General features: G+C 65.3%; 18 protein-coding genes. 15 read left to right on the top strand and 3 right to left on the bottom strand.

What is annotated here, in order from left to right; translation table 11 throughout:
- The first annotated feature begins 89 nt into the window (after nt 1-89).
- Both QYL91_RS00550 and QYL91_RS00545 read left to right on the top strand, forming a co-directional pair.
- The gene (locus QYL91_RS00550) at nt 90-698 is read left to right on the top strand and encodes an undecaprenyl diphosphate synthase family protein (protein ID WP_302081440.1); all 609 of its coding nucleotides are present in this window, start codon (nt 90-92) and stop codon (nt 696-698) included.
- Nucleotides 699-779: 81 nt separating this feature from the next.
- Nucleotides 780-1277, top strand: coding sequence for a pyridoxamine 5'-phosphate oxidase family protein (locus tag QYL91_RS00545; protein ID WP_302081439.1), 498 nt, complete (start codon nt 780-782; stop codon nt 1275-1277).
- Here QYL91_RS00545 and uppS read toward each other — a convergent pair.
- Nucleotides 1274-2203, bottom strand: a complete 930-nt coding sequence (gene uppS / locus QYL91_RS00540; RefSeq protein WP_302081438.1) for a polyprenyl diphosphate synthase — start codon at nt 2201-2203, stop codon at nt 1274-1276. The two genes, QYL91_RS00545 and uppS, sit on opposite strands and share 4 nt — an antisense overlap.
- A 155-nt stretch (nt 2204-2358) precedes the next feature.
- On the opposite strand from uppS, the gene QYL91_RS00535 reads away from it, so the two are divergent.
- The 13 genes from QYL91_RS00535 (at nt 2359) to QYL91_RS00475 (ending at nt 12065) form a co-directional block, all read left to right on the top strand.
- Nucleotides 2359-2793 (top strand): DUF5778 family protein, encoded by a 435-nt coding sequence (locus tag QYL91_RS00535; protein WP_302081437.1) that lies wholly within the window; start codon nt 2359-2361, stop codon nt 2791-2793.
- A 67-nt stretch (nt 2794-2860) separates the two neighbouring features.
- A complete protein-coding gene (locus QYL91_RS00530) occupies nt 2861-3505 on the top strand; it encodes a precorrin-2 dehydrogenase/sirohydrochlorin ferrochelatase family protein (protein WP_302081436.1) in 645 nt (214 codons plus the stop codon).
- Nucleotides 3502-4842 carry a glutamyl-tRNA reductase gene (gene hemA, locus QYL91_RS00525; protein ID WP_302081435.1) on the top strand — a complete coding sequence of 447 codons (1341 nt, stop codon included), beginning with the start codon at nt 3502-3504 and terminating at the stop codon, nt 4840-4842. Before QYL91_RS00530 ends, hemA begins: the two co-directional genes overlap by 4 nt.
- A 45-nt stretch (nt 4843-4887) precedes the next feature.
- On the top strand, nt 4888-5166 hold the full coding sequence (locus tag QYL91_RS00520; RefSeq protein WP_302081434.1) for a 4a-hydroxytetrahydrobiopterin dehydratase: 279 nt from the start codon (nt 4888-4890) through the stop codon (nt 5164-5166).
- Nucleotides 5167-5294: 128 nt separating this feature from the next.
- Nucleotides 5295-5933 (top strand): HAD family hydrolase, encoded by a 639-nt coding sequence (locus QYL91_RS00515; RefSeq protein ID WP_302081433.1) that lies wholly within the window; start codon nt 5295-5297, stop codon nt 5931-5933.
- A gap of 66 nt (nt 5934-5999) precedes the next feature.
- Complete coding sequence (locus QYL91_RS00510) at nt 6000-6353, top strand: Hsp20/alpha crystallin family protein (RefSeq protein ID WP_302081432.1); 354 nt, start codon at nt 6000-6002, stop codon at nt 6351-6353.
- A gap of 6 nt (nt 6354-6359) precedes the next feature.
- On the top strand, nt 6360-8096 hold the full coding sequence (locus tag QYL91_RS00505; protein WP_302081431.1) for an ABC1 kinase family protein: 1737 nt from the start codon (nt 6360-6362) through the stop codon (nt 8094-8096).
- Nucleotides 8097-8140: 44 nt separating this feature from the next.
- Nucleotides 8141-8512: a translation initiation factor IF-5A gene (locus QYL91_RS00500; RefSeq protein WP_302081430.1), complete on the top strand. Its 372-nt coding sequence runs from the start codon at nt 8141-8143 to the stop codon at nt 8510-8512.
- Entirely contained in the window at nt 8512-9309 is a 798-nt protein-coding gene (locus QYL91_RS00495; RefSeq protein WP_302081429.1) for an arginase family protein, read from the top strand. Before QYL91_RS00500 ends, QYL91_RS00495 begins: the two co-directional genes overlap by 1 nt.
- A 41-nt stretch (nt 9310-9350) precedes the next feature.
- Entirely contained in the window at nt 9351-10646 is a 1296-nt protein-coding gene (locus QYL91_RS00490; protein ID WP_302081428.1) for a hypothetical protein, read from the top strand.
- A gap of 55 nt (nt 10647-10701) precedes the next feature.
- Nucleotides 10702-11469 carry a Nif3-like dinuclear metal center hexameric protein gene (locus tag QYL91_RS00485; RefSeq protein WP_302081427.1) on the top strand — a complete coding sequence of 256 codons (768 nt, stop codon included), beginning with the start codon at nt 10702-10704 and terminating at the stop codon, nt 11467-11469.
- Between the two features lie 50 nt (nt 11470-11519).
- Nucleotides 11520-11813, top strand: a complete 294-nt coding sequence (locus QYL91_RS00480) for a type II toxin-antitoxin system HicB family antitoxin (RefSeq protein WP_302081426.1) — start codon at nt 11520-11522, stop codon at nt 11811-11813.
- A 3-nt stretch (nt 11814-11816) separates the two neighbouring features.
- Nucleotides 11817-12065, top strand: coding sequence for a type II toxin-antitoxin system HicA family toxin (locus QYL91_RS00475; protein WP_302081425.1), 249 nt, complete (start codon nt 11817-11819; stop codon nt 12063-12065).
- A gap of 10 nt (nt 12066-12075) precedes the next feature.
- Here QYL91_RS00475 and QYL91_RS00470 read toward each other — a convergent pair whose 3' ends face one another.
- Together QYL91_RS00470 and QYL91_RS00465 are read right to left on the bottom strand one after the other, a co-directional pair.
- Nucleotides 12076-13152, bottom strand: a complete 1077-nt coding sequence (locus tag QYL91_RS00470) for an SDR family oxidoreductase (RefSeq protein WP_302081424.1) — start codon at nt 13150-13152, stop codon at nt 12076-12078.
- Nucleotides 13149-14708, bottom strand: a complete 1560-nt coding sequence (locus QYL91_RS00465) for a succinic semialdehyde dehydrogenase (RefSeq protein ID WP_302081423.1) — start codon at nt 14706-14708, stop codon at nt 13149-13151. Before QYL91_RS00465 ends, QYL91_RS00470 begins: the two co-directional genes overlap by 4 nt.
- Nucleotides 14709-14778: the final 70 nt, after the last annotated feature.

Here is a 14778-nt window from a genome sequence, read left to right as displayed (position 1 = left end):
TACCGCCGGCTATTTCCGAGATGCACTTACTCTTTCCGAAGCGGCCACGGAGCCGTTGGCTTTAGGCGCCTGCCCCGAAAAACGTCGGTGTGGGCCTGTACGACACCTATCTCGCCGCTCGCATCCGTCTCAGCGACGCCGCCCTCCCCGATACTGTCGCTGTCATCGTCACCGAGCACGACCTGCTGACGGCGGGCGGGTACGACACCCTGGCGGCGCTTCTGGACTGGGTCTTCGAGTACGGCGCCCAACAGGTCGTCGTCTACGTGAGCGTCCTCGACAGGGAGGCGGTGTCGACGCTGCGTGAACCGCTCGAAACCATCGACGCGCCCCGAGACATCGCCGTCCGCGGGCCGGAGGACCACGAGCGTGCCGACGCACCCATCCAGGTGGGTATCGGTCTCGGTGGGAAACACGAGTTCGCCGCCGCCGTCCAGAGTATCGCGGAAGCCGTCGACGCCGGGGAGCTCTCGCCCGAGAACATCTCCGAGGCGGACATCGAAGAGCGACTCATCTTCCCGACCGCGCCGGACCTGGTGGTCAAGACGGGGGCCGAACGCCTCTCCGATTTCATGATCTGGCAGTCCGTCTATTCGGAGCTGTACTTCACCGACGTGAACTGGCAGAACTTTCGCAAGCGCGATTACCTGCGCGCGCTCCGGGATTATCAGGACCGTCAGCGGAGATTTGGCCGGTAGGCCAAACCAAGCTACGTCGACCGCCCATCCACGGCATCTCCTCCCGAAGGCGTATGGCGAATGCCCACGAATGTCGTGACAATGACGACTGTCGACGGCGTCTGGTCACAGGAAGAGGCAGCGACCTTTCTCGACGAGGCCATCGTTCCGATTCGGCTCGGCTGTCACAACCCGAGTGGTGGTCTCTGGATGCTGTCGCTGTGGTTTCGCTACCGCGACGGCGTCTTCGAGTGTGCCACCTCGATGGGCGCGGATGTCGTGCGATTTCTCCGGGAGGACGACGACGTCTGCTTCGAGGTGTCGACAAACCGGCCGCCGTACATGGGCGTGCGCGGCGCTGGGACGGCGACGCTCGAAGAAGACGGCGCCAAGGACGTGCTCCGGGCGCTCGTCGACCGCTATCTCGGGACCCGGGAGGCGGAGATGGCACAGTGGCTCCTCAGCGACGAGCGCGAGGAAGTCACCATCACCATCGACCCGTCGCGGCTCCACACCTGGGATTTCTCGCCGCGGATGCAGGAACTCGTCGAAGAATCGCCAGCAGCACAGACGGCGCTTCAATCCCCGAAATACGACTAGTCGGCGGCGGGGTCGTGTTCATCGACGGGGTCGGCGTCTATCGTCTCCCGCTCGCTACTGGGGAGTGCCTCTCGAAACCGCTGGAGAATGCGTGTGGCCTCGGCACACTCCGTCTCGCCGAGGGCACGGACGAGCGTCAGCGCGCGGCGAGCGCGGGTCCGCCGCCACGACCGCTCGCGGTTCTCGTAGGTCCGAATCGAGCGCAGGAAGTCTATCTTCCGGAACTCCGGCCAGTACGGCGCACAGAAGTACACCGCCGCCTCGTTGCCGTTGGCCTGCCACGGGAGGAAATTCGAGGTCCGCTCGTCACCCCCGGTGCGGATGATGAGGTCCACGTCGCGGGTCGGACCGTCGTACAGCGCTTCCGAGACGGTCTCGTCGTCGATATCGTCCGGTGCCAGGTCGTCCTCGAGGACTCGTCGGGCCACGTCGCGGGTCGCATCGAGCAGTTCCGCGCGGCCGCCGTAGGCCAGCGCGATGTTGAGGTGGAGTTGTTCGTAGTCGCCGGTGCGTCGGTCGGCGTAGGCGATAGCGTCCTGGACGCGGTCGGGCAACCGGTCGATGTCGCCGATGGCGCGGATGCGGACGCCGGCCTCGTGGACCCGGTCGGCGTCGGCGAAGTCGTAGAGCTTCTCGGTGATGAGGTCGTACAGCGCCTCCAGTTCCTCCTCGGGGCGCTCGAAGTTCTCCGTCGAGAGCGCATAGAGAGTCACCTCGTCGATGTCGAGTTCGTCACACCAGTGGAGAATCTGCTCGGTCGTCTGTGCACCCTCGCGGTGGCCTTCGGTCTTGTCCTGTCCCTGCTTGCTCGCGTAGCGGCGGTTGCCGTCCTGGATGATTGCGACGTGGGACGGCGTCTGGCCGAGTTCGCGCTCTAAGAGCCGCTCGTAGGCGCTATCGGCAAGACGACGCAACCGGCGCAACATTACTGAAAGAACATCAGCCTGCCGATAAGAATCTTGTGCTTGGGAGACTCGGCGGGGCCTGACCGCCAGCAGACGGCGGGGACGTCTCGGTCAGCCCGTCGCCACGCGGAGCGACGAACCGTGAGGCGTTTAGGCGCGCCTGCGGACTGTCCGGTATGAGTGACGCCATCGACGCGGACCTGCGGCGGCGGACCTGGGAACTGCTCCAGCCCGGCGACATCGAACTCGACGGGCTGGTCGTCCACACCGACTACGACGGCAGCGACGAGACGCGGATGCACCAGCTGACCGTCGACGTCGGCGACATCATCGCCGAACACGCCGGTCTGGACCCGACGGACACGTTCGTCTACTCGGGGACCGACGACGCGGAGTTTGCGTCGAACCAGCACCAGGGACTGACACTCGACGGCGAGGAGTTCGTCTGGGAGTGCCAGCAACTCCTTCGGGACGGAAGCTTCGACGTGGTGTTTTACTTCGAGGCGAGCGCCGACACCGAGGGAATTCTGGACGCCGTCGTCGCAGACGGCTACGATGCGACGGCCGTCCGGGGCGACGCCGAGAGTCCGGCCTCGGCAGTCGTCGAGTGAGTCCTGCGCGCTGAGAACGGGCGAGTTGTTTAAGTTCGCAGACGGTCCAACACCGCTAACGATTGCGATGATTCCACTGTTGCACGATTTCGAGGGGGAGACGGTACTTGTCTTCGGCGGCGGGAGCGTCGGTGCCCGGAAAGCGAGACATTTCGCCCGCGAGGCCGCGGTCATCGTCGTCAGCCCGTCGTTCTCGGCGGCCGATTTCGGCGGTGCCGAACTGATTCGGGCCGACCCCGACGCCGATGCTGTCGCGGCGTGGGTGGCACGCACTGACCCGGCGCTGGTAGTGGCGGCGACCGACGACGAGACGGTCAACGACGCCGTCGAGACGGCCGCCAGCGACCAGAACATCCTCTGTAATCGCGCCGACCAATCCGGCCCGCGAGACCCTGGGAGCGTCGTCGTGCCCGCGACGGTCCGGGACGGGCCCGTGGTCGTCAGCGTCGCCACCGGCGGCCGGAGTCCGGCCCTGAGTCGGGCGCTTCGCGAGCGCATCGAACCGCTCGTCGAGAACGCCGGCGCGATGGCCGACCTGACAGCCGACTTGCGCTCGGACCTGAAAGAGCGACTGCCGGCCGGCGAGCGACGTGCCGTCCTCCGGGAGGTTGTCAGAGACGACGCGGTTTGGAAGGGTTTAGATAGTGGCAGTTCAAACATCGACCAGAGAGTGACTGACGTGATTTCGGACGTGACAGGTGATTGCCCGTGACAGTCGGGTCCGGCGTCATCACAGGTGTCAGCATTTCCCACGCGGACGCGTCAGTCGAGCAACTGGAGTCTGCCGCCGAAACGGGCCAGCGCGGCACGGTGGCGACACTGCTCGACCAGCAGGGCGTCGAGGAGGCGTTCGTCCTGCAGACGTGCAACCGGGTAGAGGGATACGTCGTCACGAGTGACTACGAGACGGGACAGGCGGCACTCGGTGTCATCACTGACGGGGTCCACAGCGACTGTGTCGTCGAGATGGACCACGAGGAGAGTCTCCGGCACTTGCTGCGGGTGGCAGCGGGTCTGGAATCGCTCGTTCTCGGGGAAGACCAGATTCTCGGCCAGGTCAGCAGTGCCTACGAGGATGCTCGGGGCGTCGGTGGTATCGGGCCGTTACTGGAAGACGGCGTGACGAAGGCGATTCACGTCGGCGAGCGCGCACGCACGGAGACGGGTATCAACGAGGGCGTTGTCTCGCTTGCGAGTGCGGCCGTCCAGTTGGCGAGCGAACAGCGCGCCCTCGAATCGGGGACCGGGCTGGTCGTCGGCGCCGGCGAGATGGGGGCACTTGCCGTCAAGTCGCTGGGCGAGCACGTCGAGCGACTGCTCGTCGCCAACCGCACAGTTCCACACGCGTCCCACCTCGCTGAGCAGGCAGACACGGAGGCAAGCGCCATCGCACTCGACGCGCTGGCAGTCGCCGTCGCCGAGGCGGACGTGGTCGTCTCGGCGACCGGTTCGTCGGGGCCCGTCATCGACCGGGACGCACTCGCCGACGCCGGCGAGACGTTCGTCGTCGACATCGCCCAGCCGCGTGACGTCGCGCCCGCAGCCGACGACCTGGAGAACGTCACCGTCTACGACCTCGACGCACTCGAGTCGGTGACCGCCAAGACCCGCCGCCAGCGCGAGCGGGCCGCAAACGAAGTCGAGGACATCGTCGACGCGGAGTTCGAGAACCTGCTCGACCAGTACAAGCGAAAGCGCGCCGACCAGGTCATCTCCGCGATGTACGAGAGCGCAGAGCGGGTCAAGGCGAGTGAACTGCAGACGGCACTGGGCAAACTCGACCTCGACGAGGACGAAGAGGCCATCGTCGAGTCGATGGCCGACGCAATCGTCTCACAGCTCCTTGCGGCACCGACGAGCAGTCTCCGGGACGCCGCCGCCGAGGACGACTGGTCGACAATCCAGACGGCACTCCGGCTGTTCGACCCCAACTTCGGACCGGAAGACGACGTTCCACCCTCCTTCGTCGCAGGGATGAGTCCCGACGAGATTCCACCGGAGATGCGCGAGGAGATGCCGACCGCCGTCCTCGAACAGCTCGACGACTGATTTTCCACCCAAACTATCTTCGGCGTGGCAGCCGTTCGTCCGTGCATGGCAGACGTACTCACGGCCGCGGAAATCGAAGCACAGCTCCCCGAAGAGTGGTCCCAGGAGGGCGACGAAATCGTCCGCAGATACGACTTCGACTCCTATCTCGACGGAATCGGCTTCGCGTCGGGAGCGGGCGGCGTCGCAGAGGACGCCTGGCACCACCCCGAGATGACGATTACCTGGGGGGAAGTCGAAGTCAGGCTGACCACCCACGACGCCGGCGGGATTACCGAGAAAGACATCGAACTCGCCGGGCGGTTCGACGAACTCTACGAATAATCTCCCCGCCAGGAACCGGCGTCTGTCGGTGCCGTCGGACTCTCCCACAGTGGCGGGCTGTGAGACGCAACCACCGGTCATATTCACCGGAACGTACTTATCTCCAACCGACCTAGAAGCTGAATCCGATGGCCGGTGACGACTACGACTTCTGGCTGTTAGACCTCGACGGGACCGTCGTGGACATCGAACAGCCGTACATCCACGACGTGGTCGGCGAGATTGGCGACCGGCTGGGTCACGAGTTCTCCGACCGCGAGGCCGAGTTGCTGTGGTACGGCATCGGCAACGCACGCGAGCAGTTGCTCACCGCGGGTGACATCGACCCCGACCGCTTCTGGGACGTGTTCCACGAGGTCGAGGACCCGAGGACGCGGGCCGAATCGACGTACGTCTACGACGACGCGGCGGCGTTCGTTCCGAACCTGGAGATGCCGGTCGGCGTCGTCACACACTGCCAGGAGTACCTGACCGGGCCGGTGCTGGACCGGCTCGACATCGCCGACTGGTTCGACACCGTCGTCTGTTGCTCCGACGAGACGGGCTGGAAACCCGACCCGACGCCGGTCGAGATGGCGATGTCGGAGTTGGGTGTCGCACACAACGGCCACGTCGGCGCGATGGTCGGTGACGACCCGACAGACGTCGAGGCCGCTCACAACGCGGGTATCGACGGGATTCACGTCTCCCGGCCCGACCGGAACTGGGCGGGCGAGCGGATGCTCAATGCCGACCGCGTGGCCGCGCTGACCGACCTCGCCGAGTGAGGGCAACGGAGTGAGTGTCCGGGTCGTACCGGGGCCTTTAACGCTGGTCCGCCCATACGACGTGGTATGTCCGCGCTCCGAGAGGCGTTGCGTGACCTGCCCGACGCAGTGTATGCCGACCTGCTGGAAGGTGAGGACGCGTACGTGCTCGTCATCGATTTGCCCGGAACGACCCCGGAAACCGTCGACGCGCGCGTCGAGAGCGGCAAACTCGCCATCGAGGCACGCCGCGAGAAGGATGTCCCGCCGGAATTCCGGTACGTCAGCGAGGAGCGCTCGCTGTTCCTGGACGCCGAACTCCCGCTCCCGCCGGACGCGACCGGATCCGGTGCCGAAGGGACCATCGAGCGTGGGGTGTTAGAGCTTCACATCCCCAAGCAGTCGGCCGTGCCGGAGACGACGATTCCCATCGATGGGTGAGCGACGGTGAACCTGCGTGCGTACTGGCGGTTCGTCGTCGTCGCCTACCAGTTCCTGCCGCTGATGCTTGCGTACGCCCGTGACCGCCGGCGATTCCTGCTGTTTGGCGGCTCCCGGGATGTGTCAAACGAGCAGCGGCGCAACCGTGCGGCGTCGCTTTTGAACTCCCTGCTCACGCTCGGCCCGACCTTCATCAAACTGGGCCAACTGCTCTCGACCCGGCCGGACATTCTCCCGCCGGAGTACATCGACGAGTTCACGAAACTCCAGGACAGCGTCCCGCCGGCCGAGTGGCCCGATGCCAAGGCTGTCCTCGAGGAGGAACTCGGTCCCGTCGAGGAGCGCTTTGCCGAGTTCGATACCGACGCCATCAGCGGTGCCAGCCTCGGGCAGGTCTACTACGCCGAAATCGACGGAAAACCGGTCGCCGTGAAGATTCGACGCCCTGGTGTCAAGGACCTCGTCGAGTCCGACCTGAAGGTCGTCCGCTGGTCGATTCCGCTGCTCATCCGTTTCGTCGGCGACGCACAGGCGTTTTCCCTGGAGACGCTGGCCGACGAGTTCGACCGGACCATCCGCCAGGAGATGGACTACAACCGCGAGGCCCGGATGCTTACCGAAATCAAGGCCAACTTCCAGGACAACGACGACATCCGCATCCCGGAGGTCATCGGCACCCACTCGACGGGTCGCGTCCTGACTATGGAGTACGTCCCCGGGACGAAAATCTCCGACGTCGAGGAACTGGACACGCAGCATCTCGACCGGACCCGCCTGGCGGAGACACTCCAGCGGGCCTACCTGGATATGATTATCGAGGACGGCGTCTTCCACGCCGACCCCCACCCCGGCAATCTCGCCGTGCAAGACGACGGGACGCTCGTGTTCTACGACTTCGGCATGAGTGGCTACGTCGACCCGTTCATCCAGAACAAAATCGTCGACTTCTACACCGCTGTCGCCGCCCAGGACATCGATGCCATCCTCGATACGCTCATCGAGATGGGGACGCTCAGTCCCGAGGCCGACCGACAGGTGATGAGCGACGTGATGGAACTGGCCATCGCCGACGCTCGCGGTGAGGACGTCGAGCAGTACCGCGTCCAGCAAATCGTCCAGCAAGTCGAGGACACCATCTACGAGTTCCCGCTTCGGCTCCCGTCGAATCTCGCACTCGTTCTCCGGGTGGCAACCGTTGTCGAGGGCGTCTGCGTGACGCTCGACCCGGACTTCGATTTCATCTCCGTTGCGACGGAGTATCTCAACGAGGAGGGGTACATCGAGGCGGGGGTCCGTGATTTCGTCGATGACCGCGTCCAGGAGGGTCGGGATGCCGTCGAATCGACCGTACGGATTCCGCCGAAAATCGAGGACGCACTCGACCGGGTCGAACGCGAGGACTTCCACATCCGCGCGGACGTCGAAGACTCCGAGCGAGTGCTCGAACGCCTCGGTAAGCGGCTGGTGCTGGGACTGGCACTCGCTGCCGGGGGTATCTCCACGTCGATGCTGTACTCGTTCCAGCCGGACTCGACCGCCGCCATCGCGACGGCAGGCGCGCTCACGCTCGGGGTCGGGTTCTTGCTCTATCGGTCGTTCCGGAAACAGCGAGGCATCCGTGCGAAACCGCAGTTCACCCGGCAGAACCTCCGCCAGCGTGAGGACGAAGAGGCGGCAAACGGCGCGCTCGGATTCAGTGACGCGGCGGTCCAGCAGTCCGACGACGGCGACGACGGCCGCTGAGCCATTCCAAACCGTTTATACTCGCCGGTAGATTATCCCGGAGCATGCCACGACAGCAGACGGAAGTTCGCGACCTTGACGAAGGAAGCTACGTGATGATTGACGACACTCCCTGTAAGATTACCTCCTACAGCACGGCCAAGCCCGGCAAACACGGCAGTGCGAAGGCGCGTATCGACGCGAAGGGCGTCTTCGACGGCAAGAAGCGCTCGCTCTCTCAGCCTGTCGACGCGAAGGTCTGGGTCCCGATTATCAACCGGAAACAGGGCCAGGTGCTCGACGTCCGTGACGACGAGGTACAGGTCATGGACCTCGAAACCTACGACAACTTCGTCATGCGCGCCGGCGAGGAAGACCTCTCGGCCGACGACGAAATCGAGTTCCTCCAGTACGAGGAACAGCGCAAAATCGTCTAATGTTTCCCGGCGCCGTGGCCAACCGGAGCGAAGCCGACTACGCCGTCGTCGGTGCGCCACTGGACGTCTCGACGACGTTCCAGCCCGGCACCCGCTTTGGCCCGCGCCGCGTGCGCCACCTTGCCAACTCGTTCGAAGATTACGACCAGCACACAGGCTCTCACTTTACTGACCTCGCAGTCTACGACCACGGTAACATCGCGCCCACGGACGACACTGCCGAGTATCTCGACTTTCTCGGCGGTGCCCTCTCTGATTTCACGGCCGGGGGCGCTGTGCCGCTGCTCGTGGGCGGCGAACACACCGTCACCGTCGCCGGGGTCCGTGCGCTGGACCCGGACGTGTTCGTCTGTCTCGATGCCCACCTGGACCTCCGGGAGTCCTACGCCGGGAACGAACTGAGCCACGCGACTGTCACTCGCCACGCACTCGACGTCGCAGACCGGGCCATCATCCTGGGCGCCCGCGCTGGCTGTGAAGCCGAGTGGGCCCGGGCCGAGGGGGCGGACGTGACTGTCGTCCCGCCGGCAGACGTCCCATCCTGGGACCCCGACTTTGTAGGTGACGCGTACCTGAGTGTTGATATCGACGCCGCAGACCCCGGCTTCGCGCCGGGGACGGGAACGAAAGAACCGTTCGGACTGGAGCCGTCGACCATGCACGACGTAGTCCGGTCGGTCGCACCCCACAGCGTCGGCTTCGACGTGGTGGAAGTCAACGACCGCGACGACGGACAGGCGGCGACACTGGCAGCGAAACTCCTTCGGGCGTTCGTCTACGCTTGCGCCGACGCCTGACGGGCGTTGGGTTTTTGCCACCCGCACCGCTCCGTTCAGGCATGGACCATCTCTCTTCGTGTTACTTCTGTGGGGGCTCACTGGACACGCGACTCCAGGAGTACGCTGTCGTCCCCGAGCCACGCCAGGACGACGGGGACGCGACCACGGCGACACTATGCCCGGCCTGTCGCCAGAAACTCGAAACGGTTCTCGACGCCGTTCTCGACGGCGACGACATCTCGTTGAGTACAGCCGACGACCGCCCGAGTGGCGCTGTTTCTGCCGCCGACGACGTCGATTCGACCGGCAGTGGGTTAGACGAGACAGCGTCTGCCGGAGCCGCTGCGGGCTCACAGCCGACCGAGGAGACTGCGTCGGCCGACGAGAGCGAAACAGCCGAGGAACCTGAACTGGTGTCGGGGGACGAGATGTGGGATTCGGCAGCCGAGGACGTAGACGCGGACGAGACCGCAGAGAGCGCCGCGGCCGAAGCCACAGACGAGGAAGACGAGTGGGAAGAACTCGGAAGCGAAGACGACGGAGGGAGCGAAGGTGACGACGACGCAGACGACGAACCGGTCACTGCCGACGACGTGGCTGCACTCGCCGGCGACATAGACCCCAGTATCCTCGAAGACGATGACGACGACACCGACGACGAAGACGACGAGCTACAGTCGGCGATGGAGGCAGACGTCCCCGATGCGTTCGACACTACAGACGACACCGAATCAGCGTCGGAGACCGACGACGTCGCTGCTGAGGACACCGAACCGGAATCGGAGACCGACGACGTAACTGCCGAAGACGTCGAGGCGCTGGCCGGTGATATTGACTCCAGCATCCTCGAGGACGACGAAGACGAAAGTCAGGACGACGAAGACGAGAGACTTCGGTCTGCGATGACAGCGGAGATGCCCGCGGAGTTCCAGGGTTCTTCCACTGAATCCGGGAGCGACGACGCCGGGGCCACGGAACCCGACCCAGATGCAGAGCCAGCAGAGAGTGACACCGCCGACGTCGCCGACGACGTGGCGGAGTCCGAGACGGCAGAATCCGAGGAGGCGGTCGATTCCGAACCGACAGCATCCGAGGAGGCGGCAGATTCTGAGGCTTCGGAGTCCGAAACAACGACGGACGAACAGCCAGCGCGGACGAACATCTCCGCACTGGAGTACAACAAGGTGATGCGGCTCCTCCAGAATCGGGAGTTTCCGGTCGCCCGCGACGAAATCGAGACGGTCGCCGCCAACGCCTACGACCTCTCCCAGACACAGTGTGCGGAGGTTATCGACCTCGCGGTCGACCGTGGACTCATCGACGAGGACGGCGATCAGCTGGTCCGCTCGGAGTGACGGCCGGACGCAGGACGGCACAACGCATACGGCGTGGCCCAGTCAACTATCCAGTATGAACTGTTCCGAACTCTCTGCCAGACTGGACGACGAACTCGCGACCGCCGCGTACGCCGACCTCGATGCGAGTGCCAACGGTCTGCAGGTCGGTCCCGAGACACAGCAGGTCGACCACGTCGCTTTCGCCGTCGACGCCGCCGTCGAGACCATCGACCGGGCCAGCGACGCCGGTGCGGACGTGCTCGTCACCCACCACGGCATCTCCTGGGGCGGCTTCGAGCGGGTGACGGGCAAACAGTACCGGCGCATCGCCGCCTTGCTCGACGACGATATTGCACTGTACGTCTCGCATCTCCCGCTGGACGGCCACCAGGAGTTTGGCAACGCCGCCGGTGTCGCCGACGTACTCGACCTGGGCAATCGGTCGCCGTTTGGCGAACTCGGCGGCGAGTACATCGGCCAGCGCGGTGACGCGACCGACCCGTACACCGTCGACGCTCTCGCCGAGCGACTGGAGGCGAACCTCGATACCGGCGGGCAGGACATTCAGGTGCTCGACTTCGGGCCGGCACAGATTCGCGACGTGGCAATCGTCACCGGCAGCGGCGTCGACTGGCTGGACGAGGCCGTAGAGAAGGACGTCGACGCGCTGGTCACCGGCGAGGGAAAGGGGAAAGCCTACCACGAGGCACGCGAGGCGGGGATTCACGTTTTCCTGGCCGGCCACTACGCGACCGAGACTTTCGGCGTACAGGCGCTGCAAGAACTCGTCGGCGAGTGGGGCGTCGACACGACGTACATCGACCATCCGACCGGATTGTAGACGCCACTCACGGCCGAATCCTTTTATTCGATTCCGGCCTACAGCCGTTTATGGCGAGTTCGACTGCCGACGGCGACGACCCGGAACAAGAGATTCGGCTCGTCGATTCCGGAACGTGGTGGGTCGCGACGGACGTCGAGACTGGCATTGCCAGTCAGGGCAAGACGCGCTCGGAAGCGCTATCGAACCTCGATGAGGCTGTTTCACTCCAGCGCGGAGCGGAAAACGACCCGGTCGAGACGTCCGAGCAAGAGCGTGCGATTCTGGACGAATTGGGTATCGACCCCGACGAGGTCGAACGCGCTCGTGAAGATGCCGACTCACTCCCCGAGTTCATGCAGTAATCGATGGACGGTCGAGACTTCTCTGGCCGAGACGTGGTGAAGGCGCTCACGAAAAACCGATTCTACATCGTCGACCGGACAGGGAGCCACGTCAAACTCAGATACGAACATCCGACCAACGACGACGATATTCGCGTCGTCAGTGTCCCGATGCACGGGAGTCTCGATACTGGGACACTCCGGAGCATCGCTGACCAGGCTGGCGCCCGCGATTTCGACGCGTTCTGTCGGTGGGTCGACCGGCAGGCGTAGCTACGATTTGCTAGACCATCGCGTCGGCCGACACCTCGGGGTGGGCGCGCATGTACGCGACCAGCGTATCGAGATACGCCGACAGCGGCGGACAGGAGATGTCGGTCTCTGCCAGCGCCCGCTGGGTGTTCGGGGAGACGTACCGCGTCGGGTGTGCGAGATAGTCCATCGTCGCCGGCTCTACGTCCAGCGCTCGCGCGAGCCAGTCGAACCGCTCTAACAGACGGCGAGTCGCGCCGGCGTGAACCGGAACAGGCACGATACGCCGACCGAGCGCCTCGACACACAGCGCCAGGAGTTGCCGAACCGTCGGCGGGTTCGGGTTACAGAGCTGGAACACCGACCCCGCAGTCTCCGCGCGTCCGCTCAACTCGGCGATAGCGTCGACGACGAAATCCCGCGGGACGACGTTGAACTCGTATCGCCGACTGGGCGGGTGGATCGGCCCCACCGCAATCCTGGGCTGGCGGTCGAACAGTCTCAGCAGATAGTAGAGCCCGTCGTACTTTGCCGTCTCGCCAGTCTGGCTGTCGCCGACGGCGATTGCCGGCCGGTAGATTGTCGCCGGGAGACCGTCGTCCATCCGTTCCTGGACGGCGACCTCGGCCTCGAATTTCGTCGCCTCGTAGTGGTTGTTGAACGACTGGCCCACATCGAGGTCGTCGGGACCGAACACGCCGTCGTGGCGACCGCTGACGTAGCAGGTGCTGACGTAGTGCAGGCGCTCGACGCCGGCCTGCATTGTGAAATCGAGGACTCGTTCTGTGCCGCCGACGTTGACCGCCTCGGCGGGCGCACGGTCGACACCGAGGTCGTAGATGGCCGCGAGGTGGTAGAGTTCGCTCGTCTGCTCTCGGACGGTTTCGGGGTCGTCCAGACCGAGATTCGGGTCGGTGATGTCACCGGTCACAAGCGTGAGGCGCTCGCTCGCAACGCCGGTCGAATGTCGGAGCTCCTCTGCGCGCTCGCCGGCGGTGTCGTGGTACTTCGGCTGGACGAGACAGGTAACAGTCTCGCCGCGTTCGAGCAGCCGTTCGGTCAGCGAGACGCCGAGAAAGCCGGGAAAGCCGGTGAGAAAGGCCGTCATCGCAGTCCCACCGCTCGCGTGAGCCGGAGGTACGCCGAGAGGGTAGCGGCGACGACTCGGTTCGGGACGCCGGCCGGTGGTGCGATGGGGTGGCCCCGCTGGACGGCGACGCTCTGGGTTTCGGTGTACTTCTGGAAGCCCTCGTCACCGTGCCGGCGACCGATACCGGAGTCGTTGCGCCCGCCCATCGGCGCGCCCGTCGAGGCCCACATCGAGATGTACGCGTCGTTGACACAGACCGTGCCACAGTCGAGTTCTCGGGCGACGCTCTTGCCGGTCGCAGGGTCGCCCGTCCAGACAGAGCCGTGCAGTCCGTAGGGGTCGTCGTTCGCGCGGGCGAGTGCGTCCTCGTCGTCTTCGACCGGCGTGACGGTCACGACCGGGCCGAACGTCTCCTCGCAGGCGACGGCGGTGTCGTCCGGAACGTCCGTCAGCACCGTCGGCTCGTAGGCGAGCGGTCCCACGTCGGGGCGGTGGCGACCGCCAGTCAGCAGTGTCGCCCCCGCCTCGACGGCCTCGTCGACGTGTGACTGTACCTTCGAGAGCTGTGTCTCGGAGATGAGCGAGCCGACGTCGGTGCTGTACTCGAAGTTTGCTCCGAGGTCGAGGTTGCGCACGCGCTCGACCAGTCGGTCACAGAACACGTCGTATCGCGATTCGTGGACGTAGATGCGCTCGGTGGCGATACAGAGCTGGCCGGCACTGGCGAATCCGCCACGGACCGCGCCAGTGACCGTGCGTCCGAGTGGGGCGTCCTCGCGGACGACTATCGGCCCGTTGCCGCCGAGTTCCAGCGTCGCCGGGACGAGTTCGCGCCCGGCCTGAGCAGCGACTTCCCGCCCGACGGCGGTGCTGCCGGTGAAACTGACGGCGTCGACCGACTCGACGAGCGGTTCACCCAGTCGCTTACCCTCGCCGGGCAGGACCCGAAAGCAGTCCTCGGGGACGCCGGCTTCCCGGAGGAGTCGGGCGACGAAGAGTGCGGTGTGGGGTGTCTCCTCTGCCGGTTTGACGAGGACGGCGTTGCCCGCAAGCAGTGCTGGCAGGGCATCCGAGACGGCCAGGGTCAGCGGGTAGTTCCACGGCGTGATGAACCCCACGACGCCGTAGGGGTCGCGGTGCTTGTGCACGCTGGTCAACAGTGGCACCACGCCCGCTTTCCGCTCGGGGGTAAGATACTCGGCCGCACGGTCGGCGTAGTAGCTTGTCGTCGCGACCACGTCGAGGACTTCCTCGTGGGCGTCGAGACGGGCCTTCCCGCTCTCTATTTGGATGAGGTCCAGAAGGTCGCCCCGAGAATCTTCGACGAGCGAGGCGAACCGTTCGATTGTGGCCGCCCGCTCGCCGACTGGCCGGTCCGACCACGACTGCTGTGTCTCGCGTGCGCGCTCGGCCGCCCCTCGCACGTCGGCGGGCGTACACGCTGGGACGTTGCCGACCGTCTCGCCCGTAAACGGCGCTGACACGGAGAGCGTCTCGTCGCTGTCGGTCGAGACGTCGGCGGCCAGGTCGGCAAGCGAGGGGCCGTCGTATCCGGGCGGAGGACTGACTGTCATTCCAGTATCGTCGCGGCCGGCCGGCAAAACTTCTTGCCCCGAGACCGCCGTGTTTTAGCCCGCTGGCCGA

The organism is Salinibaculum rarum, from assembly GCF_030505615.1.
Taxonomy (GTDB): Archaea; Halobacteriota; Halobacteria; order Halobacteriales; family Haloarculaceae; genus Salinibaculum; species Salinibaculum rarum.
Note: the sequence above shows the minus strand (reverse complement) of the source record. Positions and strands in the feature narration are given on the sequence as shown.

Bases quoted from the DNA above. Each gene is read 5' to 3' on its own strand.
- QYL91_RS00545 (WP_302081439.1), top strand. From the start codon at position 780: ATGACGACTGTCGACGGCGTCTGGTCACAGGAAGAGGCAGCGACCTTT.
- uppS (WP_302081438.1), bottom strand. From the start codon at position 2,203: ATGTTGCGCCGGTTGCGTCGTCTTGCCGATAGCGCCTACGAGCGGCTC.
- QYL91_RS00535 (WP_302081437.1), top strand. From the start codon at position 2,359: ATGAGTGACGCCATCGACGCGGACCTGCGGCGGCGGACCTGGGAACTG.
- QYL91_RS00530 (WP_302081436.1), top strand. From the start codon at position 2,861: ATGATTCCACTGTTGCACGATTTCGAGGGGGAGACGGTACTTGTCTTC.
- QYL91_RS00520 (WP_302081434.1), top strand. From the start codon at position 4,888: ATGGCAGACGTACTCACGGCCGCGGAAATCGAAGCACAGCTCCCCGAA.
- QYL91_RS00515 (WP_302081433.1), top strand. From the start codon at position 5,295: ATGGCCGGTGACGACTACGACTTCTGGCTGTTAGACCTCGACGGGACC.
- QYL91_RS00510 (WP_302081432.1), top strand. From the start codon at position 6,000: ATGTCCGCGCTCCGAGAGGCGTTGCGTGACCTGCCCGACGCAGTGTAT.
- QYL91_RS00500 (WP_302081430.1), top strand. From the start codon at position 8,141: ATGCCACGACAGCAGACGGAAGTTCGCGACCTTGACGAAGGAAGCTAC.
- QYL91_RS00495 (WP_302081429.1), top strand. From the start codon at position 8,512: ATGTTTCCCGGCGCCGTGGCCAACCGGAGCGAAGCCGACTACGCCGTC.
- QYL91_RS00490 (WP_302081428.1), top strand. From the start codon at position 9,351: ATGGACCATCTCTCTTCGTGTTACTTCTGTGGGGGCTCACTGGACACG.
- QYL91_RS00485 (WP_302081427.1), top strand. From the start codon at position 10,702: ATGAACTGTTCCGAACTCTCTGCCAGACTGGACGACGAACTCGCGACC.
- QYL91_RS00480 (WP_302081426.1), top strand. From the start codon at position 11,520: ATGGCGAGTTCGACTGCCGACGGCGACGACCCGGAACAAGAGATTCGG.
- QYL91_RS00475 (WP_302081425.1), top strand. From the start codon at position 11,817: ATGGACGGTCGAGACTTCTCTGGCCGAGACGTGGTGAAGGCGCTCACG.
- QYL91_RS00470 (WP_302081424.1), bottom strand. From the start codon at position 13,152: ATGACGGCCTTTCTCACCGGCTTTCCCGGCTTTCTCGGCGTCTCGCTG.
- QYL91_RS00465 (WP_302081423.1), bottom strand. From the start codon at position 14,708: ATGACAGTCAGTCCTCCGCCCGGATACGACGGCCCCTCGCTTGCCGAC.